A 23,858-nucleotide genomic window follows, 5' to 3' on the forward strand; every position below is an offset into this window, starting at 1 on the left:
CAAAGATGGCTAGTGTAACATTAAATCGGCTTTGCTGTTAGCATAAGCGAGCGTTTTTCAATAATTTTTTAGGCAGTTAGTTACCAAGATGAATAAACCGAATTTCCAAACTAGAACAATGCAGATGACTGATATTCAACAAGTTTGTGCAATTGAAAAACAAGTACAATACGCGCCATGGAAAGAGTCACAATTTATCGATAGTTTAAAAAGTTATCACTGTACAGTGATTTGTGATGCTAATGTTGCTTCGCAAGTTTTGGGTTTTTGTATTATGCAGCCAGTATTGGATGAAGCAAATTTATTATTGATGGCGATTGCACCGCAAATGCAAGGGCAGGGCTTGGGTTATTTATTATTAGATGATGCGATGCAACGTTTAGGAGAAAAATGTACGCAAATATTTTTGGAAGTGCGTGAAAGTAATATCGCTGCCATTAAGCTCTATGAAAAAAGTGGTTTTCATCAAATCGATATTCGCAAAAATTATTATCCTTTGCCAAATAACCAAAAAGAACATGCGGTGATTATGGTCAAAACCATGGATGAAAATAGTTTTGGGTTTGATTTGGGTTAAGCGTTAATCCCTCCCCCAGCCCCTCCCTAAGGGAGGGGAGTTTGCGGTTATGAATTCGAGAGATTTTTCAATATTTGATAAAATGATACCAATTTGATTAAATAAAGTGGTAGATTAAATAATGCGATTTCTTTTAAATTCGAAAAATTTTATTCGATTTTCATTTTTAGCTGCCTTGTAAAAGGGAAGCCTCCTCCCCCTAAGGGGGAGGATTGAGGTGGGGGTATCGGTAACTTTGAATTAGTATTTTTCAATAGGAATATGTGATGAGCCATCAGACTAATCCAACAACACTTGCTAATGCAAAAATTTTACGCAAAAATATGACAGAGGCTGAAAAAGTCTTATGGAATAAATTACGAGCAAATCAACTTGGTGTAAAATTTCGTCGTCAAGTGCCTATCGGCGGTTATGTTGTAGATTTTTTCTGTTATTCAGAAAATTTTGCCATTGAATTAGACGGCTCTCAACATTATCAATCTGAACAACAAGATTATGATAAGATACGTACCGATTATTTAAATAGTTTAGGGATTGATGTAATACACTATGATAATTACAGTGTATTAACGCAAATTGATAGTGTATTACAGGATATTATGTTATATCTTGGGAAAGATAATAGTATTGATAAATAGGAAGTTTTGAAATGAATATCACATTACTTATTATTGCTATTTTATTTTTGGGGTTTGTCTATCAGAAATTAGAAGACAGTCCTAATCAAGATATTTTGTCTTTTATACTTGGGTTATTATTATTGGGTATGATTAAAATTTTGGATGTGTTTTTGGATTTTTAGTTTTTTCATTTTTTAAGCCTTGAATTGTCAAATCATCTTGATAATTTTCAAATGCTTATATTAGGCGGAACAGCTTTCTAATGTTGAACATAGATTTCTTGAGACATTGCTGCTAAGAAAAACATGATTACAGCTGCTGCTAAACTCAACAACACCTTACGAACAACATTACCTTCGATAAATGCCAAGCCTGCAATAAACGCATAGCAAGGAATAAAAAAAATAACGACAAATCCAAAAATGCGGTCGTCGTCGTAGGTAGGACGGCTAAAATCTAGATTTATAAAACCATAAAGATAGGCATTTAAATAGCATAGCCATAAAAATAGCGAAAACAAATAAATGTAATGTCTCATGTGTTATTTCATTCCCCTGTTTTGAAGCTCGATATAGCTATTAGTCATTGCATTTTGATGCAGTTCAAATATAATGTTACAATGCTTAATTTAACGTGAGTTCTGCTTAAAAAAGCATATTTTTGTTGTAATTACATGGTTTTAAAGACGTAGGGTGCGTCCCACGCCCAATTTAATGCCGTTTTCTGAAAGGTGCGTAAGACGCACCCTACGTACGAACTAAATTTACTCTTAAAATCAAATAATTACCTTTCAACTTATCCCGAACTCACGTTAATCTAATTGAACATATAAAAGCAATAATCGCTTTACGTTTATGTTCTTGTAAACTAAAAGAGCTTCAATCGCTTTGAATTTATTTTCTTGCGAATGTATAAAAGCTAAAACCGCTTTTATACGTTCTCAGGCACTGCCTTTAAAAATTCACTGCGAGCTTGTTGGTCAGTTTTCATATCATCCAAAAAACATACCGTGCGTGTAGTCGATTGTTGTTTTTGTACACCACGCATCATCATACACATATGTGCCGCATCAATCACCACCGCTACACCACGAGCGTTAGTGACTTCACGCACAGCTTCGGCGATTTGTTGCGTCATATTTTCTTGAATTTGTAAACGACGGGCAAATAATTCGGTAATACGGGCAAATTTGGATAGACCCAATACATGACCTTCAGGCAAATAGGCAATATGCACACGCCCATAAAATGGCAATAAATGATGCTCACAAAGTGAATAAAATTCGATATTTTTCACCAACACCATTTCACGATTGTCCGATGCAAATACCGCATTATTGCACACATCTTGCACTGTCTGATGATAACCTGATGTCAAAAAAGCAAAAGCTTTGGCAGCACGAGCAGGCGTGTCGAGCAAGCCATCACGCTCAACATTTTCCCCAACCGCTTGTAGAATATCACGGTAAGACTGTTGCATGGTATGTAATGAAGATTCTGGCAAGTTCATGGGCAAAATTATTCAAATCAAACAGACGCAATACTATAACAGAAAAGCGACTTTTTTGGGAAAAAATTATCACTTTAGCTGCTTAAGCCCAGTCGGAAGTTAACGTTTTGTTGATTTTGTATCATTTTCGCTGTCTTTACGACGTTTTAAAAGCACCAATACTGCACCTGTACCGCCTTGATCTATAGGTGCTGAAACAAATGCCAAGACTTGAGGATGCTGCCTAAGCCAAGTATTAACATAGCTTTTCAGAACACCATCCTTGCCTTTGCCATGTACAATTTTAATAACATTTTGTAGGTCTTGATGTGCCATCTGAATGATTTGTAATACCGCTTCTCGGGCTTGTTCCACAGTACAGCCATGCAAATCTACTGCTTCATACCAACGCAAACGTCCTGCTTTTAAGTCTTCAAAAACACGATATTGTAGCGTGGCGATACGATAGCTAAGATTGGCTTGACTGGCGACTGGATTGAGTAACGCTTGAGTATCGGACAATACCGTATCACCTTCAATAATCACGCCTTCGGCATTGACACGCTTTGCCAAGATTTGTGCATCGGGTTTTTGAATGCCTGTTTTTATTTCAGCATAACGTTTTTCAGGCAAGGGCTGTACGCCTTGCATCGCTTGATTAAATAATTCATGATCGTCTAGGTCTTTTTTACCGTCTTGCTTTGGCTTGGTTTGATTAATTTTAGGCGTAGCGACTTGACTTGCAGTTAAGTCTTTTTTCAGTTGTTGCAGTTGCTTAAGTTGTTGATTTGAAAAACTGTTATTTTTACTCATGATAAACTCGAAAATCTTAAAAAACTGGCAAAATTTTAACAAGAATTTTTTTTAAATCTAGCTATATTTTGTTAAAGTCATTTTTTGATGCCGTTGAAAATTTGCAGTCATTCTCTTGGCTTGTTGTACTGACAATGACAATTTATAATCAAACGACTTTATCGTTATATTTTTAAGTGAAAAATTATGTATCCATTTATCCGTTTTGGACAAACGCTAATCAAATCTGCATGGGCAACGCGTAAAGGTCAAATGCTAAAACCTTGGGATGTCAGTGAAATTCAAATCAACAGTAATCTATCAGATATGGATAATTTTGGTGAAATGAATAATGGGCGTGTGTTTACGTTGTTTGATTTGGGGCGGATTGATTTTGCGGTACGTTCAGGCTTAGGAAAATTGCTTATTAAAAATCGCTGGGGTTTGGTTGTTGCAGGCAGTAGTATTCGCTATCGCAAACGTATTTTTTCAGGCAGCCAAGTTACCATCAAAACACGTATTGTAGGACTAGATGAACGATGGATTTATCTAGAACAATCTATGTGGGTCAAAGGTGAAGCCACATCGTCAGCATTGTTGCGTACTGCTGTAACGGGCAAGGGCAAAGCATTACCTACACAAACTGTATTGGATGCAATCGGGCATAGTTCATGGACAAAAACGCCTGAAGATTGGGTTCAGGCTTGGATTGATGCTGAGCAGTTACGTCCATTTCCGCCAAAATTTGATGAGTAAAAAAAGCCAAAGACATATGCTTTGGCTTTAACAGCTTTATTTTGGCTCACCGAATAATTCACGGAATGCTTGATATTCATCACTTTGTTTCATCAAGCCCTCACCAACCAAAAAGCGGTCGATGCCATGTGCAAGCATCAATTCAACCTGTTCACGCTGATGGATACCACTTTCGGTAATCACTGGACGCTTGCCAAGCTGATTTTGCAAACGAATCGTAGTCTGAATATCTACATCAAAGGTTTTTAGATTACGATTATTCACCCCAATCAAACAGTGTTCTGGCAAATCTAAAGCCCGTTGCATTTCATCTTCATCATGCACTTCAACCAAGACCGACATATTATAGTCAAATGCTACGCTTGCCATTTCTTGCAATTGCATATTGGACAAACAAGCGACAATTAACAAAATACAATCGGCATGCAAAGCACGACTTTCGATAATATGATAAGGCTCAATCATAAAATCTTTACGCAGAGCAGGCAAATCGCAGGCTTGGCGAGCGATGGCGACATTTTCATGTTGTCCTTGGAAAAAGTCCACATCGGTCAATACCGACAAACAGCTTGCTCCTGCACGTTGATAGTTTTGGGCGATACTTGCTACATCAAAGTTTTGACGAATCACGCCTTTGGATGGCGATGCCTTTTTGATTTCAGCAATCACCGCTGGCGAACGTTGGGTCAAGGCATGGGCAAAATCACGTACTGGACTGGCTTGCTGTGCCAATTGCTCCATGTCTTTTAGGCTAAATTGTTGTTTCTTGATCGCAATTTCTTGCTGTTTACGTTCAACAATTTTACCCAAAATGGTGTTTTTAATATCGGCTTGCATATATATTACTCAAAAATAAATTTTAAAATAAGAACACCCTCCCCCAACCACTCCTTTAGGGAGGGGAGTTCCCTCTCCCTTAGGGGGAGGGTTAGGGAGGGGGTAATAAAATCAGCATCTTACGTTTTTAGGTTGAGAATTGCATCATAAGATTAACTTAACCTTGTAACTGTTTTAAGGTACGGCTAAATTCACTCAATACACTCATTTTTTCCAAAGCCTGACCGCCATAGATAATATCATGTGCCAATGCCACACCTTGATTATAAGTTTTGGTCAAGCCTGCCACATAAATCCCTGCACCAGCATTGAGTGCAATCATATTTGCCGCTTTTTCGCCTTGTTCAGATTTATTTTTGCCCAACGCATCTTTGATGAGTGCCAAACTTTGAGTAGAATCTTCCACATATAAGCCATGTAAAGTCTGTGAAGGAATATTGACATCTTCAGGTTGAATTTGCCACTCTTGCACTTGTCCATCTTTTAATTCCGCCACAAAAGTGGTGTTGGCAAGACTGATTTCATCCAAACCATCTTGTGAATGTACTACCATGACGTGTTCAGCACCCAAATTTTGTAGTACTTCTGCCATTGGACGACATAATTCTTTGGAAAATACACCGACTACCAAACGCTTTACCCCAGCAGGATTAGTCAAAGGTCCAAGCAAATTAAACAAGCTACGCACACCTAAATCACGACGTGGTGCAGCAACATATTTCATCGCTGGGTGATGATTTGGGGCAAATAAAAAGCCAATGCCAATTTCACGCAAACAACGTTCTGTTTCAGGCAATCCTAAATCCAAAGCAATACCAGCTTGCTCTAACAAATCGGATGAACCTGATTTGGTTGATACGCCACGATTACCATGTTTTGCCACACTTGCCCCAGCGGCTGCCATGACAAAAGTCGCTGCGGTAGAAATGTTAAAAAGATTTTGTCCATCGCCGCCTGTACCCACAATATCAACCAAATATGGCACGTCACTGGCATCAATTTTTTTGGAAAATTCACGCATAATCCGTGCAGCAGCGGTAATTTCATCAATGCTTTCGCCTTTCATACGCAAGCCCATCAACAATGCACCGATTTGTGCATCGCTAAGCTCGCCTTGCATCAAGGCACGCATCATGTGTTCCATTTCATTTTGAGTGAGGTCAATATGCTTGGCGATATTATTAAAAACTTGTTGATAGCTTATTACTTGACTCATAAATACGCTCTAAATAGAAAATAAATTTTAAAATGAATGTTTAAGCTTTAAAGTTAGCATAGGTATCTAAAAAATTTTTAAAGATATCATGCCCATGATCGCTTAAAATAGACTCAGGATGAAATTGTACCCCTTCAATCGGTAGATGACGATGACGCACGCCCATGATTTCTTCTACTGAGCCATCATCAAATTGCGTCCAACAGGTCATTTCTAAATCTTCAGGTAAAGTCGCTCTGTCAATCACCAAAGAATGATAACGTGTTGCATTAAAAGGCAAAGGTAAATTTTTAAAAATCCCCACATCACTATGATACATTTTGGATAGGCGACCATGCATCACAGTTTTGGCACGAATCACTTCACCGCCAAAGGCTTGCCCAATGGCTTGATGTCCTAGGCACACGCCTAAGATTGGAATTTTACCTGCAAAGTGTTGGATGGCGGACAATGAAATGCCCGCTTCAGTCGGTGAGCAAGGACCTGGACCGATGACTAAATATTGTGGTTGCCACGCTTCGATATCTTCCAAGCTTACTTCATCATTGCGTACGACTTTGACGTCTTGTTTCAGTTCGCCAAAATACTGTACGATGTTGTAGGTAAAACTATCATAGTTATCAATCATTAAAAGCATGGTATCGGCTGTCCTATTTACAAATACAAGCAAGAATTATTTATACCAAAGCATGTAGGGTCATCATACATATCACTGTTTGGTTGAGCGTTAGTGTAGCATTGTTTTTGCTTGTATAAAAGGTAAGATAAAATAGCAATTCTGATAACAATATTTTATGAATATAAAGTAAAATCAATTGATTATAATGTTGGAATAATAGGTAAAAATTAAGTTATTAATGAATAGCTTGAAAAGCACGAGATAAGGTTTAAAATGATGGAACTGGCAATCGTACTTTATGTGTTCGCCAAGAAAATGAAAGGATATTATTATGCACAAAAATATTTATGCACTACTTGTTGGTTGCCTAGTATTCACATCCATATTGCCTAGTTTTAGCTATGCCAAAACTCAGCCACATCAGCATAACTTTTAAAGTGTGTAAATATTAAATGAGTTATACACTACGAAATAACGTAACTTTGGTTTAAAATTTATGTTTTTATTGGAATGATATGATTTTTAAAAAGTAGGGTGTGAGAAACACTGTTTCGCAAGACGCACCTGAGAAGCGATTAAAGCTTCGCAAGATGCTGTTTTCTGAAAGGTGCGTAAGACGCACCCTACACACGAATCAAATTTACTTTTGAGATCAAATAATTAAATTTTAACTTATCCCGAACTCACCCTAATTTAAAATAGTCTATATGTAAACATAATTTCACATTATCAAAGTACGTTACTAAGTTGGTTTATTAAATTTTTTATTGGTGAGATAAATTCCTGAAAAGATAAGTACACCACCAACTAACATCGACCAACTGATTTTTTCATCCAAAATCAAATATGACAATAAAACAGCAAAAACAGGCACTAAATTGGTAAATACCACCGTCTTTGACGCACCCAATTGGGCAATACCTTGTGCATACCAAATAAAGCTTAATACTGTACCCAATGCACCGACATAGAACAATGCCATCATTTGTGGTAAAGGAATTTGTTTAAAATGCATAATTTCTAGATGAAGAAAAGTATTTAACCATAGAAATAGCGTACCCCATAATGAAGCATATGTGATGGTAAGTAGTGGTGTAAGCTCAGTATTTTTGCGATTGAGTAGGGTATAACACACCCAGCTTAATACCGCTCCACACATAAATAATTCACCCAAACCAATACTTTGCATCAATGGTGTGGCAAAATCACCACGTGTGACCACGATAAACGTGCCAAAGAATGCCAATGCGACACCGATATAGTTCAGCCATTTTAATTTTTCATTAAATAAGAACTGTGCAAAAAGTACGGTTAGGATAGGCGAGAGGCTTACAAATAATGCAGTATGTCCTGCTTCAATCTTGGCAAGTGCTGAGAAAAAAAATAAATTGTAGGCAAAGATACCTGTCAATCCCATCAACGCAGTAATTAACAAAGACTTTTTAGATACAAATACCCATTTCTTATGGGTATAAAACACCAATAATACCAGTAAAAATGATGCTAAACTAAAACGTAATACTGCAGATAATAATGGGGGAAGCTCTTGAGACAATATTCTCCCTGCCACAAAAGTACCGCCCCACATCATTGCAACGGCAATTTGTTTGATATACAGCCCTGTATGTTGATTGATCATCAATTCTTCCTAATCTAAATACGAAATATTATACTTTCAAATCAAGATGGATTAACGCGATATCGCGTTAATCCATTTTAACATCTTGCTACGCTAAGTCATGCTTGCATCAAACAGACTTAAATCAAATCTTACTCAGCAATACAACGGCTGATGAGAAAATACCTTCTTGACGCCCAGTAAAACCAAGTTTTTCAGTTGTGGTGGCTTTGACACTGATATTATCGATACTGGTTGCTAAGTCATCTGCGATATTTTGACGCATTGCAAGATTATGTTTGGCAAGTTTTGGATATTCGCACGCAACGGTAATATCAGCATTGACCAATTGATAGCCTGTTTGTTGAATCAGTGCATAAACTTGTCTGAGTAAAACACGACTATCTACATTTTTATAATCAGGATCGGTGTCAGGAAAATGCTGACCGATATCACCTAAAGCCAATGCACCAAGCAAAGCATCACTCAAGGCATGTAGAACGACATCGCCATCAGAATGTGCTTTCAGACCGTGCGTATGCGGAATTTTTAATCCAGCTAAAGTAACAAAATCGCCTGCTTCAAAAGCATGTACATCCAAACCTTGACCAATTCGTAGCATTTCCAACCCACAACGTATATAAAATAAAAAAAATCGTAAAATACCTCTATTAAGGTGTATCTACGATATAGTAAAATCTATCTCATTCAGGTTAATGTATGCCTTGACGCTTGAAAAAGCAATATTTTATTTGATTAAATGACTATGAACAGAGCATTAATGACATCACAATTCTACTTCATTGCAGTGAGTTTTTTATTCGCTGTAGTTGTACTATTGTCTCAAACTGCTTTTGCTCAAAATACATCAAATTTTTGTCAAGCATCTGGTACAGTCTATAAAGATAAACTGTTAGAAAATATCTGTAATCATTACCTCAATTCCAACAAAGACAGCAATGCAAAGCCGAATACTGATTTGATGAATCAATATCTCAAATTGCAGGATACTTTTTTGGCGACGCAATTGATTTCTAATGCACCATTGCAGTTAATTAATCAGCATCATCAGCTGTGGAAAAACTATGTGATGGCATGCAATAAAGCATCTTGCTTAAAACAGCATTTTGAATCACGTCAAACAGAATTATTAAATACAATAAGTATGAATCACAGTTTGAATCAGCACTACTTTTTGGTAGGTGAACATGATGTCCATTTACAGTTACAGCAATTAGAAAAAAATCGTATTAAAATTGAAGCAATTAAATTGCAGAATCCACAGCAGGATTTAAAGCAAAATATCAGTTTGCGTGCTTATAGTTCTATAAATCAGTTAGAAAAAATTACTGACTTAGATACGCAGTGCCAATATCAGATAAAACGCATGAAATATGCACTACAAATCGATACTACTTCCAAAAAGAAAAGTTGCCAACACTTTGTTGGATTGTACAAATTATACGATTAACAAGACCAAAGTCATCAATATAATCTAATCAGGTGTCTTGTTGTGGTTCGCAGAAAAATTTATGTAGTAAGCCGACCATTTCTTCCACACGTGGATCACTGATACTGTAAATTCTTTCACGATGATTGATTTCGCAGTGGATAAGTTTTGCTTCACGCAAGATTGCCAATTGACTAGACATTGCTGCTTGAGGAAGACCTGTGCTTTTTGCCAAGTCTGTGACATTGGTCGGTGCTTGTAACAAAGTACATAACACAGCGAGACGATTTGGATTGGCAAGAAGCTTAAGGAAATCGGTTGCTTCACCGCATTTTTCAGAAAATTGTTCAGGTAAGACGCTTTGCATAATACTAGTTTGCACCTAATGCTGCATTTTATAATGCATAAAATATTAATAATCATTTACATAAAGGTCAAGCTTTTTAGGCGAAAAAGCCTTAGTCCTTAAGTTTTTTAGGTATTTATTAAGCAACTCAAACTTGGAAACGCAATCCAGAGGTTTTGATCGCCCAAATCAGCTCTACAAAAGCTCTGCTATTGATTAATGGCTCACTGTCTAAGATTAAAATATAACCTTGCCCATCAATCCAAAGTAGCACCAAACTGGTGCTTGGCATCACCAAATCGACTTGCTCAAAGAACGAAATTGCTTTTGCAGTGGTATGCCAACCACGTTGTTGCTGACGTTGCAAAAAGCTGGCAAAATCACCTGCTGCAACACAAAGCATTTCTGCATCTTCTTGACTATAGCCAATATGGGCAAGGCAAAAACCTTCTGCCGAAGCGATTGCGGCTTTACGTTGCCCAGAAAGGCTAGAGACTACATGAGGTAAAAAATCATCTAATGGTAAATCAGGTGCCGATGAATAACTCTCAATACATTCAATCCAATGTTGATGCATTGCGTGTTCTAGGCTTTGAGTTGAAAACTGTCGTACCCAAAGTTCTACACTCATACTTGTGCGTTCCGAAATGACCGCCTGCAAAGCCAATTGCATTTCAGTAGGCTCAGCAGAAGAGAAGGCCTCTAATACACCTGCTGGCGTAAGCATCACATATAAATTAGAAGTAGATGACTGATTTACCATGATATTTCTCGTGAATTAAACTGAGCTATCCATTAAAAGAATTAACCACTGATTGCAAAAATCAAAGAAGAAACCAAACCTTGCATGTGCTCACGGCTACGTGCATCCACCGTAACGACATTGGCTGGCAAATCATTTTGCATCAAGTAGTCAGACAATTTTTGCTGTAGATCCCAAGGCATGTTTTCGGCGTGTGTCACACCCACAACTAAAGCACTACTTTGCACCAAAGGAATAAAACTATGCAGGTATTCTTCTAAATCTTTGACAGGATCAGGATTTTCAGCATTGATTAACAAAATTAAGCCCAAGGCATTTTCACTTAAAATTTCCCACATAAAGTCAAAACGCTTCTGACCTGGCGTACCGTATAGACGCACTTGCTCACCGTTATCCAGCTTCATGATGCCGTAGTCCATCGCAACGGTAGTGGTCTTTTTCATGAATTTGACTTCGTCTGAAGCTAGTGCTTCAGTACTTACGATCTCTTTATCTGATAATGAGCGTATCGCTTCTGTTTTTCCTACACCTACTGGACCTGCAATAATAATTTTATAGCTAGCTGACATTGGGCTGCTTTCAGTATGTTTTGACATGATGATTTTCCTTTTAAAAAAACAATTAATTTAAACCGATTTTGCGTAACAAACGTTGTAGGAATCCAGTCTTATTGGCTTGCTGGATACCTTTATTACGATTGACTTGCTCAACGTTGCTTTTCGGCTCTTCAAAAGTTGCGATGTTAGCGACCACCGCTGACAACATAATACGTTGTAAAAGTTCAGGGGAAATATTTGGGAAAAGTGTGCTCAATTGCTCTAGATTTCGTGATTGCATCAAGCATGCAGAAAATATGCTATGTAGATGTGGCTCAGGTTGTGCCAATTCTCGTAAATTTGGTGTGGCAAAAACTTTGAAACTCAATGTCTTGTCTAAAGGCGTAGTGACTTTTTCACTCAATGCGAAAGCGAGCTGCCATAAGGTCATTGCCAAAGAAGTTTTGCTAGCACCAGCTGCAATCATTTGTTCTGCGGTTAAGAAAGCCTGATTACTTTCTAATATTTTATGAAAAACTTCGATTCTCAGATTATCATCGTAGCCGACACGGATATAGTCCAAAGTCCAAGATAGCGTACGCAAACAAGTGGCACTTTTTTCATCAGCATTGAAAATAAACTGATAAGGACCGATATTAAACTCTATGCTTTCTTGACGAGAAAAAAAGAAATATTGACACCAACTTTGCTGTGCGAGAGCAGGATAATATTGTTGAATAAGTTGACAATTATGATGAGTAGGTAAGTTGATATCTGACCCATGATCTGCATCTGTAGATGAAAACTCTAAATCTTGTGCAAAATGTGACTTACCATTGCTCAATGTACCCTCTTGATACATGGTGTATAATTTGGTTAATGGTTCTGACATCATTTGAAGCGTATATGGATATTGAATATAAGATCTTGCATCCATATTACCCCACATATCTTGTTGTAAGTCTTCTAGATAACGTGAAACCAATAGCACAGGCTTTTCGCTGATATAATGTGCAACATTGCGTTTCCACTCTTGATTGTGCTGTAAACTATCAACAAATAAAATTGCGGTATCAAAGTTTGTAGATTCAAAAATATTCCAAGGATTGGTTTCATCAGCCAAATTGAGATGATGAGAAGTGATCTCTTTAGAGATCATATAGGAGAGTATACTAATGGCGTGAGCATCTTTTTCTGAAAATCCGACTAATACAATGTTCATTCGGCACCTTTTAGTTTAGAAGAAAGTTGAATAAAATCATTAAAATGAATGTCTTTTTGCTGATTTAAGCGTGTAGAACACGCATTCCAATAGGCATCAAATTGCCAGTCTTGTTGTGAAAGCTTTAACCATGCTTGTAAGAACGCCATACGGTCGTTGCATACCAAGCAATGTTGAAAAAATTCATATTGTAGCTCAATAATTAATGCATCTTGTTGCTGTAATCGTGCCTCTATTAAATTGTCTACCAATTGCGTTGCCAAAAAATTTGCACCATCTCGGCTACTGCGTAGTTGATGTTTGGCTACCGCCATGGATGGGCTGACCAACACACTCCAGCGTGTGGAAAAGCTGCTACTGAAGTAGCTTTTTTCAGCTACAGTATTTGAAGTCTTGGTTTTTTCTTGCCATGTTTGATATTCATTTTGAAAATGATGATAGACATAAGATTGTAAATGGTTTTTGGCTTGTGCTAACCAGTCCAAAGTAATAATCGGTAAATCTTTTTGAAAAGCGAAAAAGAAGTCTGCAAAAGCACCTTGTAATGGTTCTTTCTCATTCAGTTGCAATGCAACATCAATACGCTGTTGATGCATGGCTAAATGCTGGGGATGCTGCAACACCTTTCGTGAGTATAAGCGAAATCGTTTTCTTAAATCATCTTGACTGTGAGTATTACTTATTGGTATAGACATAAGATAAAATTTAGAAATAAATTATTATTTACGCTGAACTTGAAGAGATAAGCCCACAAAACATGGATCTTGCGATAAGCAAGTGCTTGTATGGGTTTATCCCCTCATGACAAGACTAAGCTTGATAGAAACGTTTAATGATTTTAGTCAATCAAAGTATCCATCAAGTCAATCATAAACTCAGCATCTTCTTCGTGCATGACTTCAAAGCCTTGTGCAAAGCCAAGCTCTGTCAATGCATCAGCACCTTCGCTGTCTTGGTGTAGGTTGAGTAAGATCTCAGCAAATTGATCTGCTTTATCCCAATCTTGTTTTACCAAAACAACGTGACTAATGTCGTTTAACTGACTTTCGATCAAAACGTTCAATTGTGATTTAGTCAATCTTGCTAAGCTATGGAATGCTTCTGCAAGAAAGAACGCCACATCTGCTTCGCCTTTAATCACTTGACGCGCTGCTGCTTGATAAGTCTCAGTTGTTTTCCACTGCAAATCATTTTCAGTCAAATCTACTGCTTCCAGCAAACGCAAACCGATCAGTTTTACATCACGGTTATCAGCCATCGCAACACTGTGCTCAGGTTTAAGATCTGTAAGTTGTTTGATTGTGCCTTCACTTGCTGACGCAATCACCATCTCATCAGGTTTTGCAATCGGACGTGCGATGGCACGATAGCCATGCTCACGGATCAACGCTGTTGCATCAAAAGGGTTAGCATAAATAACAGACACATTACCTTGCAGAACGGTTTCGCATTGTTCAGTATGCGACGCTGGTGTAAGAAGATGAATCTGAGCATTCATACGCTTTTGCAATAGCGTGTTGAGCAAATGCCAACCTGCAAAACGTTCTGGTGCAAAATCGGGTGCAATTAAAAAATTATAAGCCATGTGATTTTACTCCTTATGCCATCGTTGCATATTGTGCAATCGCTGCGTCAATCTGACGGCGAGATGGTTGGCGACGTACTGAAGTATAGCCTACAGTCTCACCACGACGAACGTTTGGCACTACCGTTGCATATACCCAATAGTGGCTACCATCTTTGCATAAGTTTTTGACATAACCATGCCATTTTTTACCTGCTTTTACAGTATTCCATAGGTCAGCATAAGCAGCTTTTGGCATGTCTGGATGGCGTAAAATATATTGTTGTTGTCCAATAAGCTCGTCACGTTGATAACCACTGATTTCAACAAAAGCATCATTGGCGTGAGTAATCACACCATTCAAATCAGTACGTGACACAATTAATTTGCCACATGGATAAGGGCGTTCGATACCTGTATCATAAACTACACGACTGGTACCATCAAAAAATTGGAGCGTATACTGCTCTGCCATCACCTCAGGCTTTGGCATATCTGGAAGATTAGACATAGTAAAATCTCAATATTTAGATAGAAAATTTAGACTGTAAAATAACTATCTGTGATTAAATGAGTTTTGAAAGCGCTTCGGCAGCACGTTTAATGTCAAGGAAAATTAGGCCTAATTTTGCATTTGGTTTCGCCATGACTGTAAGCACAGCTTCTTCACCAGATGAAGTCATAATCACATAACCTTTTTGTCCTTGGATCATCACACGATCAATTTCACCACGTGACAATTCACGACCAGCACGATCACCAAGAGATAAAAGCGCAGCAGACATTGCACCAACACGGTCTTCATCAATACCTGAAGGTAGGGCAGATGCGATCATCAAACCGTCTGTAGAAATTAACGCTGATGCTTCTACATCAGTAGATGAACTGTTCAAATCTTCCAAAATTTGTTGCAACATATCGTTACGCATGGTGGAAAAGACTCCTTAAAGTTGTATATATCTTATGTAAGAGTGCACGCTGTTGAGCAGCGTAAGGTGCTTGCAAATGAGATTTATATCACATAAAAATATGTAAAAACAAATGTATATAACAATACCACTGACACAATAGACATCATAATGGATAAATAATGAATGGCAAGTTTATTTTGATGAATAATAACCATAAAAATATTATGGTTATCTATTTTTTCGATAATATTTGAATTGTTGTATAAATTTAGCCGATGATCAATTTATCATTTCATTTGCCAAGCTTGATAATTACTGATGAATATTTGACCATTAAAATTTTCAAAAAATGCATTTTTTTTAAGTTGTTTAAGTACTGGTTCTTTGACTTCAGAAAAGTGAAATTTGATGTTGAGGTCTTGCAATTGCTTTTGAATTTGCATCAGATGATGTGAGGCAGTAAAATCAATTTGATTAATGGATGAACATACCAATATAAAATGCTTGATATTCGGCTGTTGATGAATAGCATGATAAATGGCATCTTGCCAAGATTGACTGTTCAAAAAATATAAGTTTTCATCTATTCTAAAAAATATACGATCTGCTTTGGTCTCTACTTGATAATGTTTGATATTTCTAAAATGTTCACTATGTGGTAATTTTCCTAATACGGCAGTATGTGGTTTGGCGATGCGTGCAATGTAAAATAACACTGCACTAATCACTCCTGACAATAATCCAATTTGCAAAGAATATGTGAGTGTCATGATGATGGTCAGCATCAATGTCATTAAATCTGATTTTTGGTATTTGAAAATATTTTTGATTGCTAAAAAGTCAATTAATGGAAGCACAGCAACAATAATAATCGCTGCCAATACTGCCACGGCAATATGCTGTAAAAATGTGCCTGCAAACAAAATGATCAATATGGTAAAGAATGCGGTAAAGGCGCCTGCCAAAGGCGTTTTCGCACCTGCATCATCATTGATTATTGTGCGGGAAAAACCACCTGCTACAGGTAAAGTTTGTAATACTCCTGTGGCAACATTACTTAATCCTACTGCGATGAGTTCTTGATTGGGTTGGATTTTTTGACCTTTTTTAAATGCTAAATCTTGAGCAATAGATAATCCACTGATAAAACCAATGATACTGATACTCAAGCTATTTGCAAAAAATGTAGTGATATTTATGTGAGCCAAAATACTCGGAATGTTGCTAAAAACGTTCATATCAAAATTAAAAATATCTGTTGGCAATTGACCTATTACTTTTACGTGAGATAAGTCAAAAAAAGCAATCACGATAGTAGTAAAAATAATTAACAGTAAAGGCGAAAATTTGATGATGGTTTTTAACTTTATTGTATTACTGATAGGCCTAAAAAATGGTAATTTACTGCTCAATTTAGCTAACAGAAATCGAATAAAAAGCAAAAAGATAAAAGCAATAACACCTATAATGAAATTTGCATTAACATTTAAAGTCGCTAATACATCGGAAAGGCTATTTACACCTAACATATTCGGCAATTGATTGCTGATAATAAGAATCACCGAAGCGAGAATGAAGCCTAAATTGACAGGCTGACTAATCAGATTTGCTAAAAAACCAAAGCGTAACAAACCTAAAATAATTTGCATTATTCCTGAGCTTAAAGCAAGTAAGGCAACGATAATCAAATAATCACTACTACCTACAACAGCATATTGTTTGGCAATGCTTAAGGTCAAAATTGATGTAATGGCAATCGGTCCGATGGATAAAGTACGACTGCTACCAAATAGACTATAGACCAATAAAGCGATGATGGTCGCCAATAAACCGAAATGCACAGGTACACCTGCCAACACAGAATAGGCAAGCGACTGCGGTAATAACAAAACACTGGCAATCAAACCTGCCTGCATATCTTGCGATAAGTCTTGACGTTGATACTGTGGTAACCATGTCAAAATCGGAAAGATTTTTTGCCAGTGCATTGTGTTATCTCACTATTCAAATTGTGAAATTTAAGCTTTATTCCACGGCATAAATTTTAATAGTTTTGCCATACCACAAAAACCCGTAATACCTGCAAATGCCAAACCTGCACCAACAAAAGCACTTAAACCAAAGAAAGCATTATTGACTGTCAAGCCCAAAATTACACCAATCAAAACTAAACTTCCTGCAATAATCTGCACTTGACGCATGATGTCAATCGGCTGACTGTGATCGAGCAGGGTAGTTTGTCCAGCATTTTTCCAACCATCCAAGCCATTTTGCAAAATATAAACTGTTTGATTTGGGCATTTATCAGCAAGGATTTGTTTGGCTTGTTCAGTACGCATCCCCGATTTGCAATGAAAAATCACCGTATCTGCGTGCTGTGCTTTACCATCTAGTGCATTACACATTAATTTATCCAAAGGCTGCGAAATCGCCCCATCGATACGTTCTCTGCGGTGTTCATCATCGCCACGAATGTCGACCAGTACAGCCTTGGATTGCCCTTGCTGTAACAGTTTTACTGCGTCCTGAGTAGAAATAGTTTGAATAGACATGGTCATTACTCCAAATATGAATAAGACAAATTAAAAAAAAGATTATTTCACTGCATTCAAAGGAATCTTGAGATATTGCGTGCCGTTGTCTTCAGCAATTGGAAATTGTCCCACCAACATATTGACTTGCACGGATGGCAACATCAATTTTGGTACTGCCAAAGTTTGGTCACGTTGCTGACGCATCGCTACAAATTGTTGTTGCTCAACACCTTGATGAATATGAATATTGGCTTGTTTTTGCTCGCCAATGGTGCTTAAAAAAGCAAAATCACGTTGCGTATCGGCTGGAATGTAGTCGTGGCATAATAGGACTTTGGTTTCATCAGGCAAGTCGAAAAGTTTTTGTACTGATTGATATAAGGTGTTTGCATCACCACCCGGAAAATCACAGCGTGCCGTACCATAATCCGGCATAAATAAAGTATCACCGACAAATACCACACCATCCACCACATAGCTGACACAAGCAGGCGTATGCCCTGCGGTATGCAATACTTTTACAGTCAAACTACCAAGCATAAATTCTTCGCCATCGCTAAAAGTTTGATCAAATTGATATTTTTTATCGATAAATTGCTCGGTATTAAATAAATTGCCAAATACTTTTTGTACTTGATGAATATGTTCACCGACTGCAGTTGTACCGCCTAATTTTTCTTGCAAATAATGTGATGCAGAAAGGTGATCGGCATGAATATGGGTTTCGAGTATCCATTGGGTTTGTAATTGATTTTGCTCAATATATGCAATGATTTCATCCGCTTGACTAAAATCATAACTGGCACTGGCATAGTCAAAATCCATCACTGCATCAATGATGGCACAGTGTTTGGTCGATTTATCATAAATAACGTAGCTAAAAGTATGGCTATCGGCATCAAAAAATGCTTGAATCTGTGATTGTGTAAGTGTGAGTGCTGAATGAATCATAACATCGCCCCAAAGTTAATTTATAAAATTCATTATATAAAATAAAAATAATATTACAAGTATTTAATATTAGAAATAAGGTTATTTTTGTAACCTTTATGCTAAGTTCGCTATGCCGACTTATGTTATAGCTAAAAATCAGTTAAAATACGCCATTTTACCATGGGTGATTTTACCCATGATATTTGGTTCATTGTAGAGTAATTTGTTATGCCACAACCAAATCTATCCGCTCGCCATATTCTTGTTGTCGTAACAGGCGGTATTGCTGCCTATAAATCTGCAATCTTGGTACGTCGCCTAAAAGATTATGGTTTTGATGTGCGTGTGGTGATGACGGCTTCGGCACAACAATTTATTACGCCTTTGACTTTTCAGGCTCTGTCAGGTAATGCAGTGCATAGTGATTTGTTAGATGCTGATGCAGAAGCGGGTATGGGACATATCGAGTTGGCACGTTGGGCGGATATGTTATTGGTGACCCCTGCTACGGCAAATACCATGGCAAAATTTGCCCAAGGTTTGGCGGATGATTTAGTCAGTACACTATATCTTGCAACCAAAGCACCAGTTTGGCTTGCACCTGCCATGAATCAGCAAATGTGGGCAGCCAAAGCCACACAGCGTAATCTTGAGCAATTACAAAAAGATGGTGTACATATCGTCATGCCAACGGCAGGCGAGCAAGCGTGCGGTGATATTGGCGTAGGGCGTATGCTTGAGCCAGAACAGATTGCTGAACAAGTGGCGGAATTTTTTCAAATCAGTCAAAAAGAAAAAAATTATCAACGAAAACCATTAGCTGGAAAACATGTGGTGATTACTGCGGGACCTACACGAGAAGCGATTGATCCAGTACGTTATTTATCCAATCATAGTACAGGCAAAATGGGCTTTGCGATTGCAACCGCTTGTGTGCAAGCAGGGGCAAAAGTCAGCCTTATTGCAGGGCCAGTCAGTTTGCCTACACCAGATGGGGTAGAACGGATTAATGTTCTGACCGCATTGGAGATGCTAGATGCCAGTGAAAAAATGGTCAAAAAAGGCTGTGATGTGTTTATTGCGACTGCTGCCGTGGCGGATTATCGAATTTTAAATGTTGCTAATCAGAAGATTAAAAAATCAGTCGATGCGGAAAAAGCTTTGAATCTACAGCTTACAGAAAATCCCGATATTGTTGCCACGATTGCACATTTAACGGATTTACCAAAACGTCCATTAATGGTTGGCTTTGCCGCCGAAACACAAAACGTCGAGCAGTACGCCCAGCAAAAGTTGATTAGCAAAAAATTAGATATGATCGCCTGTAACGACGTTTCACGCAGTGATATCGGGTTTGCATCAGACGATAATGCCATGACGGTATTTTTTGCTGAAAAGTATCAACAACAACCTAAACATTTAGACAAAGCGTCCAAACATATCATCGCAGGCTTGTTGATTGATGCGATTGTGGGATTAATGAATGAGCCATAATCAGTTACAGAATGTGGTATTAGGATAGTGTAGAGCAAAAAAGTTTATGTAAAAAAATGTATTTACCCTTGTAGTTTGTGCTTTGTGCTACAATAATATGCATTAGTAAATTTAATTAATGATGGGGTTGAGATTGTTTTTATGAAAAAGTCTAATCTTATCAAAACTTTAAGTAATGAATAGAGAGTTTTTCTAATGTTGGCAAATCTGGTCGGTAGTATCTTCGGCACAAAAAATGAGCGTGAATTAAAACGCATGAGAAAAATTGTCGAGCAAATCAATGCACTGGAAGCATCGATTTCTGGTTTGAGCGATACTGCCCTGACCGCAAAAACTCAAGAATTTAAAGATCGCTATCAACAAGGCGAGTCATTAGACAAAATGTTGCCTGAAGCATTTGCAGTGTGCCGTGAAGCATCAAAGCGTATCATGGGTATGCGTCACTATGATGTACAGCTGATTGGTGGTATCACTTTGCATGAAGGTAAAGTTGCTGAGATGCGTACAGGTGAAGGTAAGACCTTGATGGGTACGCTTGCCTGCTATCTGAATGCGTTGAGCGGTAAAGGTGTTCATGTTATCACTGTAAACGATTATTTGGCACAGCGTGATGCTGAATTAAACCGCCCTTTATTTGAATTTTTGGGTTTAACGGTAGGTACAATCTATTCAATGCAAGTACCAAATGAAAAAGTTGGTGCTTACCAAGCGGACATCACTTATGGTACCAATAACGAATTTGGTTTTGATTACCTGCGTGACAACATGGTGTTTTCTTGGGCTGAGAAAAAACAACGTGGTCTAAATTATGCCATTATTGACGAGGTCGATTCGATTTTGATCGATGAAGCCCGTACACCATTGATTATTTCTGGTCAAAGTGAAGACTCATCACAACTTTATGAAGTCATCAACAGCATTCCACCAAAATTAAAACCACAAAAAGAAGAGAAAGTTCCAGACGGCGGTCATTTTTGGATTGATGAAAAACAACGTCAAGTCGAAATTACTGAAAAAGGCTTTGAAGTCATTGAACAGGAATTGACGCAGTTAGGTCTATTGGGTGAAGGCGAAAGTCTGTATTCTGTTGCAAATCTAAATTTATTGCACCATGCGACAGCTGCAATTCGTGCACATTACTTATATCAAAAAAATGTGCATTATATTGTAGGTATCAATCCAGAAACTGGTAATGAAGAAATTATCATCGTTGATGAAAATACAGGTCGTACCATGCCAGGACGCCGTTGGTCTGAAGGTTTACATCAAGCGGTTGAAGCCAAAGAGCGTTTGGAAGTACAGCCAGAAAACCAGACTATGGCAACCACTACTTTCCAAAACTATTTCCGTTTATACGACAAATTATCAGGTATGACGGGTACTGCAGACACTGAAGCTGCAGAAATGAATGAAATTTACGGACTAGATGTAGTCTTGATTCCAACACACCGCCCGATGGTGCGTAAAGACTTAAACGATTTGATTTTCTTAACCCGTAACGGTAAATACGATGCGATCATTCAACAGATTCGTGAAGTTCGCCAAAATGGTGTTGCTCCAATTCTGATTGGTACAGCGACCATTGAAGCCAGTGAAATTTTATCAGAAAAATTAAACCAAGCTGGTATCCATCATGAAGTTTTAAACGCAAAACAGCACGAACGTGAAGCAGATATTATTGCTCAAGCAGGTAGTCCGAATGCTGTGACCATTGCAACCAATATGGCAGGTCGTGGTACGGACATTCTACTTGGGGGGAACTGGCGTGCAAAATTGGCACATATCGAAAATCCAACACCTGAAGATGAGCATCGCTTAGAGCAAGAATGGCATCACAATAACAAAGCTGTATTAGAGTCAGGTGGCCTACATATTATCGGTTCAGAACGTCATGAATCACGTCGTATCGATAATCAGCTACGTGGTCGTGCTGGTCGTCAAGGTGACCCAGGTGTATCACGTTTTTATTTGTCGCTAGAAGACGACTTGATGCGTATTTTTGCGGGTGAGCGTATGACCAATATGTTCCGCTCAATGGGCTTGCAAGAGAATGAAGCCATCGAACATAAAATGGTTTCAAATGCCATCGAAAACGCACAGCGTAAGGTTGAAGCACGCAACTTTGATATTCGTAAGAATCTATTGAAATACGATGATGTCAATAACGAACAACGTAAGATCGTTTATCGTCAGCGTGATGAAATTTTGTCCCATGAAAGCTTGCAAGACGGCATTGAGCATATGCATCGTGATGTATTGAAGTCACTGATTGCTACTTATATTCCACCAGAGTCGATTCACGATCAATGGGATATTCCAGGTTTGGAAAAGAGCTTTGCGACTGAGTTTAATGTCGAGTTACCGATTGCGGAATGGCTGAAGAGTAATCGCCGTTTGGATGAAGAAGGCTTAGTCGAGCGTATTACCGATGAAATCTTAGAGCGTTATCGCCAACGTCGTGTACAGATGCAAGACAATGCAGCAGGTATGGAGCGTTATTACATGCTGAATGCTTTGGATAAGCATTGGAAAGACCATTTGGCAGCTATGGATTATTTGCGTCAAGGTATTCATTTGCGTGGTTATGCACAGAAAAACCCTGAGCAAGAATATAAACGTGAAGCTTATAATTTATTTGTCTCTATGTTGGCAGCTATTCGTTCTGACGTAGTGATGGATTTATCTTTGGTGAACATTCCAACGCCTGAAGAAATGGCAGCTTTGGAAGCGATGCAATTACAACAAGCTCAATCAATGCATTTATCATTTGATCATGATAATGTTGATGGCTTGACGGGTGAAACATCAGATAATCCAGAAGTGGATCAAAAACGCTCTGGTATCCATCCATCAGCACAAAATCCTGATATTAAGCCACCAGAAAGCCGTAACGCACCATGTCCGTGTGGTTCGGGGCTGAAGTACAAGCAATGCCACGGTAAACTATAATATAATTAGCCTTGGTATTAAAAAAAGCCTTAACAATATGTTAAGGCTTTTTTGTCAATGTTGCGTTAAAAGAAAAATCTGTATTATGTCTTTTATCAGCCATAACCAAATCATTCAGTCTCTGTTTTATTTACTTTACTCAAGCAATATCGTGTTGTCCGAAATGGCTTTTAATCTGCTATCATGAGTGATAATAATACAAGTTCTATTTTTGGCGGCTTCTTTTATAGAGTGAATAAAAGTTTGCACTGCCACTTTATCAAGACCTGCAGTAGGCTCGTCTAATATAATCACTTTGGCATCATGATATATCATTCGTGCGATACCGATTCTTTGGGCTTGACCACCCGATATATTTGCACCTTGTTCACCTAGATTTCTCTCTCTAAGTGTATCAATTTCGCTATCACTAAATCCTGATAAGTTCAGACTTTGTTTTATCTTAGCTAAATCACATTTGCTATTTAAAGCTACGTTTTCTTCTAGGCTAATATCAAATATATCTACGCGTTGATTTAGATAATAAATATCATTTATATCAAAGCGACTTTCAATACTATAGCAAAAGAAATTAATAAATGGCACAAATCCACATAAAATAGAAGAACAGGGTATCAATACAATCTAAACGCC

Annotated in this window: 27 protein-coding genes; 7 read left to right on the forward strand and 20 right to left on the reverse strand. The window is 37.9% G+C overall.

The window, feature by feature from the left end:
- The first annotated feature begins 88 nt into the window (after positions 1-88).
- The 3 genes from rimI (at position 89) to ACEYX7_RS04340 (ending at position 1,379) form a co-directional block, all read left to right on the forward strand.
- The gene (gene rimI, locus ACEYX7_RS04330; RefSeq protein WP_374900235.1) at positions 89-577 is read left to right on the forward strand and encodes a ribosomal protein S18-alanine N-acetyltransferase; all 489 of its coding nucleotides are present in this window, start codon (positions 89-91) and stop codon (positions 575-577) included.
- Positions 578-843: 266 nt separating this feature from the next.
- Positions 844-1,215, forward strand: a complete 372-nt coding sequence (locus ACEYX7_RS04335; protein WP_374807007.1) for an endonuclease domain-containing protein — start codon at positions 844-846, stop codon at positions 1,213-1,215.
- An 11-nt stretch (positions 1,216-1,226) separates the two neighbouring features.
- Positions 1,227-1,379, forward strand: coding sequence for a hypothetical protein (locus ACEYX7_RS04340; RefSeq protein ID WP_374807006.1), 153 nt, complete (start codon positions 1,227-1,229; stop codon positions 1,377-1,379).
- Between the two features lie 77 nt (positions 1,380-1,456).
- Here ACEYX7_RS04340 and ACEYX7_RS04345 read toward each other — a convergent pair whose 3' ends face one another.
- The 3 genes from ACEYX7_RS04345 to ACEYX7_RS04355 all read right to left on the reverse strand — a co-directional run bounded on the left by ACEYX7_RS04345 (position 1,457) and on the right by ACEYX7_RS04355 (position 3,498).
- The gene (locus ACEYX7_RS04345; RefSeq protein WP_374900236.1) at positions 1,457-1,735 is read right to left on the reverse strand and encodes a hypothetical protein; all 279 of its coding nucleotides are present in this window, start codon (positions 1,733-1,735) and stop codon (positions 1,457-1,459) included.
- A gap of 392 nt (positions 1,736-2,127) precedes the next feature.
- Positions 2,128-2,676, reverse strand: coding sequence for a GTP cyclohydrolase I FolE (gene folE / locus ACEYX7_RS04350; protein ID WP_374804432.1), 549 nt, complete (start codon positions 2,674-2,676; stop codon positions 2,128-2,130).
- Between the two features lie 129 nt (positions 2,677-2,805).
- The gene (locus ACEYX7_RS04355; protein ID WP_374806788.1) at positions 2,806-3,498 is read right to left on the reverse strand and encodes a Smr/MutS family protein; all 693 of its coding nucleotides are present in this window, start codon (positions 3,496-3,498) and stop codon (positions 2,806-2,808) included.
- Between the two features lie 186 nt (positions 3,499-3,684).
- Between ACEYX7_RS04355 and ACEYX7_RS04360 the strand changes: the two genes are divergently transcribed.
- Positions 3,685-4,233: an acyl-CoA thioesterase gene (locus ACEYX7_RS04360; RefSeq protein WP_374804428.1), complete on the forward strand. Its 549-nt coding sequence runs from the start codon at positions 3,685-3,687 to the stop codon at positions 4,231-4,233.
- Positions 4,234-4,269: 36 nt separating this feature from the next.
- Here ACEYX7_RS04360 and trpC read toward each other — a convergent pair whose 3' ends face one another.
- The 5 genes from trpC to ispF all read right to left on the reverse strand — a co-directional run bounded on the left by trpC (position 4,270) and on the right by ispF (position 9,145).
- Positions 4,270-5,070, reverse strand: coding sequence for an indole-3-glycerol phosphate synthase TrpC (gene trpC, locus ACEYX7_RS04365; RefSeq protein WP_374804426.1), 801 nt, complete (start codon positions 5,068-5,070; stop codon positions 4,270-4,272).
- A gap of 157 nt (positions 5,071-5,227) precedes the next feature.
- Positions 5,228-6,286: an anthranilate phosphoribosyltransferase gene (trpD, locus tag ACEYX7_RS04370; protein ID WP_374806789.1), complete on the reverse strand. Its 1,059-nt coding sequence runs from the start codon at positions 6,284-6,286 to the stop codon at positions 5,228-5,230.
- Between the two features lie 40 nt (positions 6,287-6,326).
- Positions 6,327-6,923 carry an anthranilate synthase component II gene (locus tag ACEYX7_RS04375; protein ID WP_374806790.1) on the reverse strand — a complete coding sequence of 199 codons (597 nt, stop codon included), beginning with the start codon at positions 6,921-6,923 and terminating at the stop codon, positions 6,327-6,329.
- Between the two features lie 724 nt (positions 6,924-7,647).
- On the reverse strand, positions 7,648-8,544 hold the full coding sequence (locus ACEYX7_RS04380) for a DMT family transporter (protein ID WP_374804420.1): 897 nt from the start codon (positions 8,542-8,544) through the stop codon (positions 7,648-7,650).
- A gap of 124 nt (positions 8,545-8,668) precedes the next feature.
- Complete coding sequence (gene ispF / locus ACEYX7_RS04385) at positions 8,669-9,145, reverse strand: 2-C-methyl-D-erythritol 2,4-cyclodiphosphate synthase (protein ID WP_374804418.1); 477 nt, start codon at positions 9,143-9,145, stop codon at positions 8,669-8,671.
- A 144-nt stretch (positions 9,146-9,289) separates the two neighbouring features.
- Between ispF and ACEYX7_RS04390 the strand changes: the two genes are divergently transcribed.
- Entirely contained in the window at positions 9,290-9,994 is a 705-nt protein-coding gene (locus ACEYX7_RS04390) for a hypothetical protein (protein ID WP_374804416.1), read from the forward strand.
- 28 nt (positions 9,995-10,022) lie between these two features.
- Here the strand turns inward: ACEYX7_RS04390 and ACEYX7_RS04395 are convergent, their stop codons facing one another.
- The 11 genes from ACEYX7_RS04395 to ACEYX7_RS04445 all read right to left on the reverse strand — a co-directional run bounded on the left by ACEYX7_RS04395 (position 10,023) and on the right by ACEYX7_RS04445 (position 18,800).
- Positions 10,023-10,340: an ArsR/SmtB family transcription factor gene (locus ACEYX7_RS04395; RefSeq protein ID WP_374804414.1), complete on the reverse strand. Its 318-nt coding sequence runs from the start codon at positions 10,338-10,340 to the stop codon at positions 10,023-10,025.
- Between the two features lie 127 nt (positions 10,341-10,467).
- A complete protein-coding gene (locus ACEYX7_RS04400; RefSeq protein WP_374806791.1) occupies positions 10,468-11,082 on the reverse strand; it encodes a hypothetical protein in 615 nt (204 codons plus the stop codon).
- A gap of 41 nt (positions 11,083-11,123) precedes the next feature.
- Positions 11,124-11,678: a GTP-binding protein gene (locus ACEYX7_RS04405; protein ID WP_374804409.1), complete on the reverse strand. Its 555-nt coding sequence runs from the start codon at positions 11,676-11,678 to the stop codon at positions 11,124-11,126.
- 25 nt (positions 11,679-11,703) lie between these two features.
- On the reverse strand, positions 11,704-12,840 hold the full coding sequence (locus tag ACEYX7_RS04410) for a hypothetical protein (protein WP_374900237.1): 1,137 nt from the start codon (positions 12,838-12,840) through the stop codon (positions 11,704-11,706).
- Complete coding sequence (locus tag ACEYX7_RS04415; protein WP_374806793.1) at positions 12,837-13,436, reverse strand: hypothetical protein; 600 nt, start codon at positions 13,434-13,436, stop codon at positions 12,837-12,839. The genes ACEYX7_RS04410 and ACEYX7_RS04415 overlap by 4 nt, the downstream gene beginning before the upstream one ends.
- A gap of 242 nt (positions 13,437-13,678) precedes the next feature.
- A complete protein-coding gene (locus ACEYX7_RS04420) occupies positions 13,679-14,425 on the reverse strand; it encodes a PhnD/SsuA/transferrin family substrate-binding protein (RefSeq protein ID WP_374804403.1) in 747 nt (248 codons plus the stop codon).
- Positions 14,426-14,438: 13 nt separating this feature from the next.
- Entirely contained in the window at positions 14,439-14,915 is a 477-nt protein-coding gene (locus tag ACEYX7_RS04425; protein ID WP_374804401.1) for a PAS domain-containing protein, read from the reverse strand.
- Positions 14,916-14,970: 55 nt separating this feature from the next.
- Complete coding sequence (locus tag ACEYX7_RS04430; RefSeq protein WP_374804399.1) at positions 14,971-15,333, reverse strand: roadblock/LC7 domain-containing protein; 363 nt, start codon at positions 15,331-15,333, stop codon at positions 14,971-14,973.
- 269 nt (positions 15,334-15,602) lie between these two features.
- Entirely contained in the window at positions 15,603-17,303 is a 1,701-nt protein-coding gene (locus ACEYX7_RS04435) for a SulP family inorganic anion transporter (RefSeq protein ID WP_374804397.1), read from the reverse strand.
- Positions 17,304-17,333: 30 nt separating this feature from the next.
- Positions 17,334-17,867 (reverse strand): rhodanese family protein, encoded by a 534-nt coding sequence (locus tag ACEYX7_RS04440; protein WP_374900238.1) that lies wholly within the window; start codon positions 17,865-17,867, stop codon positions 17,334-17,336.
- A 42-nt stretch (positions 17,868-17,909) separates the two neighbouring features.
- Positions 17,910-18,800 (reverse strand): MBL fold metallo-hydrolase, encoded by an 891-nt coding sequence (locus ACEYX7_RS04445; protein ID WP_374900239.1) that lies wholly within the window; start codon positions 18,798-18,800, stop codon positions 17,910-17,912.
- 210 nt (positions 18,801-19,010) lie between these two features.
- Here ACEYX7_RS04445 and coaBC point away from each other — a divergent pair, with 210 nt between their 5' ends.
- Positions 19,011-20,276, forward strand: a complete 1,266-nt coding sequence (gene coaBC / locus ACEYX7_RS04450) for a bifunctional phosphopantothenoylcysteine decarboxylase/phosphopantothenate--cysteine ligase CoaBC (RefSeq protein WP_374806802.1) — start codon at positions 19,011-19,013, stop codon at positions 20,274-20,276.
- Between the two features lie 195 nt (positions 20,277-20,471).
- The gene (gene secA / locus ACEYX7_RS04455; RefSeq protein WP_374806804.1) at positions 20,472-23,225 is read left to right on the forward strand and encodes a preprotein translocase subunit SecA; all 2,754 of its coding nucleotides are present in this window, start codon (positions 20,472-20,474) and stop codon (positions 23,223-23,225) included.
- A 135-nt stretch (positions 23,226-23,360) separates the two neighbouring features.
- Here secA and ACEYX7_RS04460 read toward each other — a convergent pair whose 3' ends face one another.
- A complete protein-coding gene (locus tag ACEYX7_RS04460; RefSeq protein WP_374804388.1) occupies positions 23,361-23,810 on the reverse strand; it encodes an ATP-binding cassette domain-containing protein in 450 nt (149 codons plus the stop codon).
- Between the last annotated feature and the right edge of the window lie 48 nt (positions 23,811-23,858).

Source organism: Hubeiibacter jixunmingi, from assembly GCF_041928215.1.
GTDB lineage: Bacteria > Pseudomonadota > Gammaproteobacteria > Pseudomonadales > Moraxellaceae > Acinetobacter.

Coding starts and splice junctions, on each gene's coding strand:
- ACEYX7_RS04440 (WP_374900238.1), bottom strand. CDS start 17,867: ATGTCTATTCAAACTATTTCTACTCAGGACGCAGTAAAACTGTTACAG.
- ACEYX7_RS04390 (WP_374804416.1), top strand. CDS start 9,290: ATGAACAGAGCATTAATGACATCACAATTCTACTTCATTGCAGTGAGT.
- ACEYX7_RS04430 (WP_374804399.1), bottom strand. CDS start 15,333: ATGCGTAACGATATGTTGCAACAAATTTTGGAAGATTTGAACAGTTCA.
- trpC (WP_374804426.1), bottom strand. CDS start 5,070: ATGCAAGCCGATATTAAAAACACCATTTTGGGTAAAATTGTTGAACGT.
- ACEYX7_RS04360 (WP_374804428.1), top strand. CDS start 3,685: ATGTATCCATTTATCCGTTTTGGACAAACGCTAATCAAATCTGCATGG.
- ACEYX7_RS04380 (WP_374804420.1), bottom strand. CDS start 8,544: ATGATCAATCAACATACAGGGCTGTATATCAAACAAATTGCCGTTGCA.
- rimI (WP_374900235.1), top strand. CDS start 89: ATGAATAAACCGAATTTCCAAACTAGAACAATGCAGATGACTGATATT.
- ACEYX7_RS04425 (WP_374804401.1), bottom strand. CDS start 14,915: ATGTCTAATCTTCCAGATATGCCAAAGCCTGAGGTGATGGCAGAGCAG.
- ACEYX7_RS04445 (WP_374900239.1), bottom strand. CDS start 18,800: ATGATTCATTCAGCACTCACACTTACACAATCACAGATTCAAGCATTT.
- ACEYX7_RS04355 (WP_374806788.1), bottom strand. CDS start 3,498: ATGAGTAAAAATAACAGTTTTTCAAATCAACAACTTAAGCAACTGCAA.
- ACEYX7_RS04345 (WP_374900236.1), bottom strand. CDS start 1,735: ATGAGACATTACATTTATTTGTTTTCGCTATTTTTATGGCTATGCTAT.
- ACEYX7_RS04400 (WP_374806791.1), bottom strand. CDS start 11,082: ATGGTAAATCAGTCATCTACTTCTAATTTATATGTGATGCTTACGCCA.
- secA (WP_374806804.1), top strand. CDS start 20,472: ATGTTGGCAAATCTGGTCGGTAGTATCTTCGGCACAAAAAATGAGCGT.
- ACEYX7_RS04335 (WP_374807007.1), top strand. CDS start 844: ATGAGCCATCAGACTAATCCAACAACACTTGCTAATGCAAAAATTTTA.
- ispF (WP_374804418.1), bottom strand. CDS start 9,145: ATGCTACGAATTGGTCAAGGTTTGGATGTACATGCTTTTGAAGCAGGC.
- trpD (WP_374806789.1), bottom strand. CDS start 6,286: ATGAGTCAAGTAATAAGCTATCAACAAGTTTTTAATAATATCGCCAAG.
- coaBC (WP_374806802.1), top strand. CDS start 19,011: ATGCCACAACCAAATCTATCCGCTCGCCATATTCTTGTTGTCGTAACA.
- ACEYX7_RS04375 (WP_374806790.1), bottom strand. CDS start 6,923: ATGCTTTTAATGATTGATAACTATGATAGTTTTACCTACAACATCGTA.
- ACEYX7_RS04420 (WP_374804403.1), bottom strand. CDS start 14,425: ATGGCTTATAATTTTTTAATTGCACCCGATTTTGCACCAGAACGTTTT.
- ACEYX7_RS04435 (WP_374804397.1), bottom strand. CDS start 17,303: ATGCACTGGCAAAAAATCTTTCCGATTTTGACATGGTTACCACAGTAT.
- ACEYX7_RS04395 (WP_374804414.1), bottom strand. CDS start 10,340: ATGCAAAGCGTCTTACCTGAACAATTTTCTGAAAAATGCGGTGAAGCA.
- ACEYX7_RS04340 (WP_374807006.1), top strand. CDS start 1,227: ATGAATATCACATTACTTATTATTGCTATTTTATTTTTGGGGTTTGTC.
- ACEYX7_RS04410 (WP_374900237.1), bottom strand. CDS start 12,840: ATGAACATTGTATTAGTCGGATTTTCAGAAAAAGATGCTCACGCCATT.
- folE (WP_374804432.1), bottom strand. CDS start 2,676: ATGCAACAGTCTTACCGTGATATTCTACAAGCGGTTGGGGAAAATGTT.
- ACEYX7_RS04405 (WP_374804409.1), bottom strand. CDS start 11,678: ATGTCAAAACATACTGAAAGCAGCCCAATGTCAGCTAGCTATAAAATT.
- ACEYX7_RS04415 (WP_374806793.1), bottom strand. CDS start 13,436: ATGCATCAACAGCGTATTGATGTTGCATTGCAACTGAATGAGAAAGAA.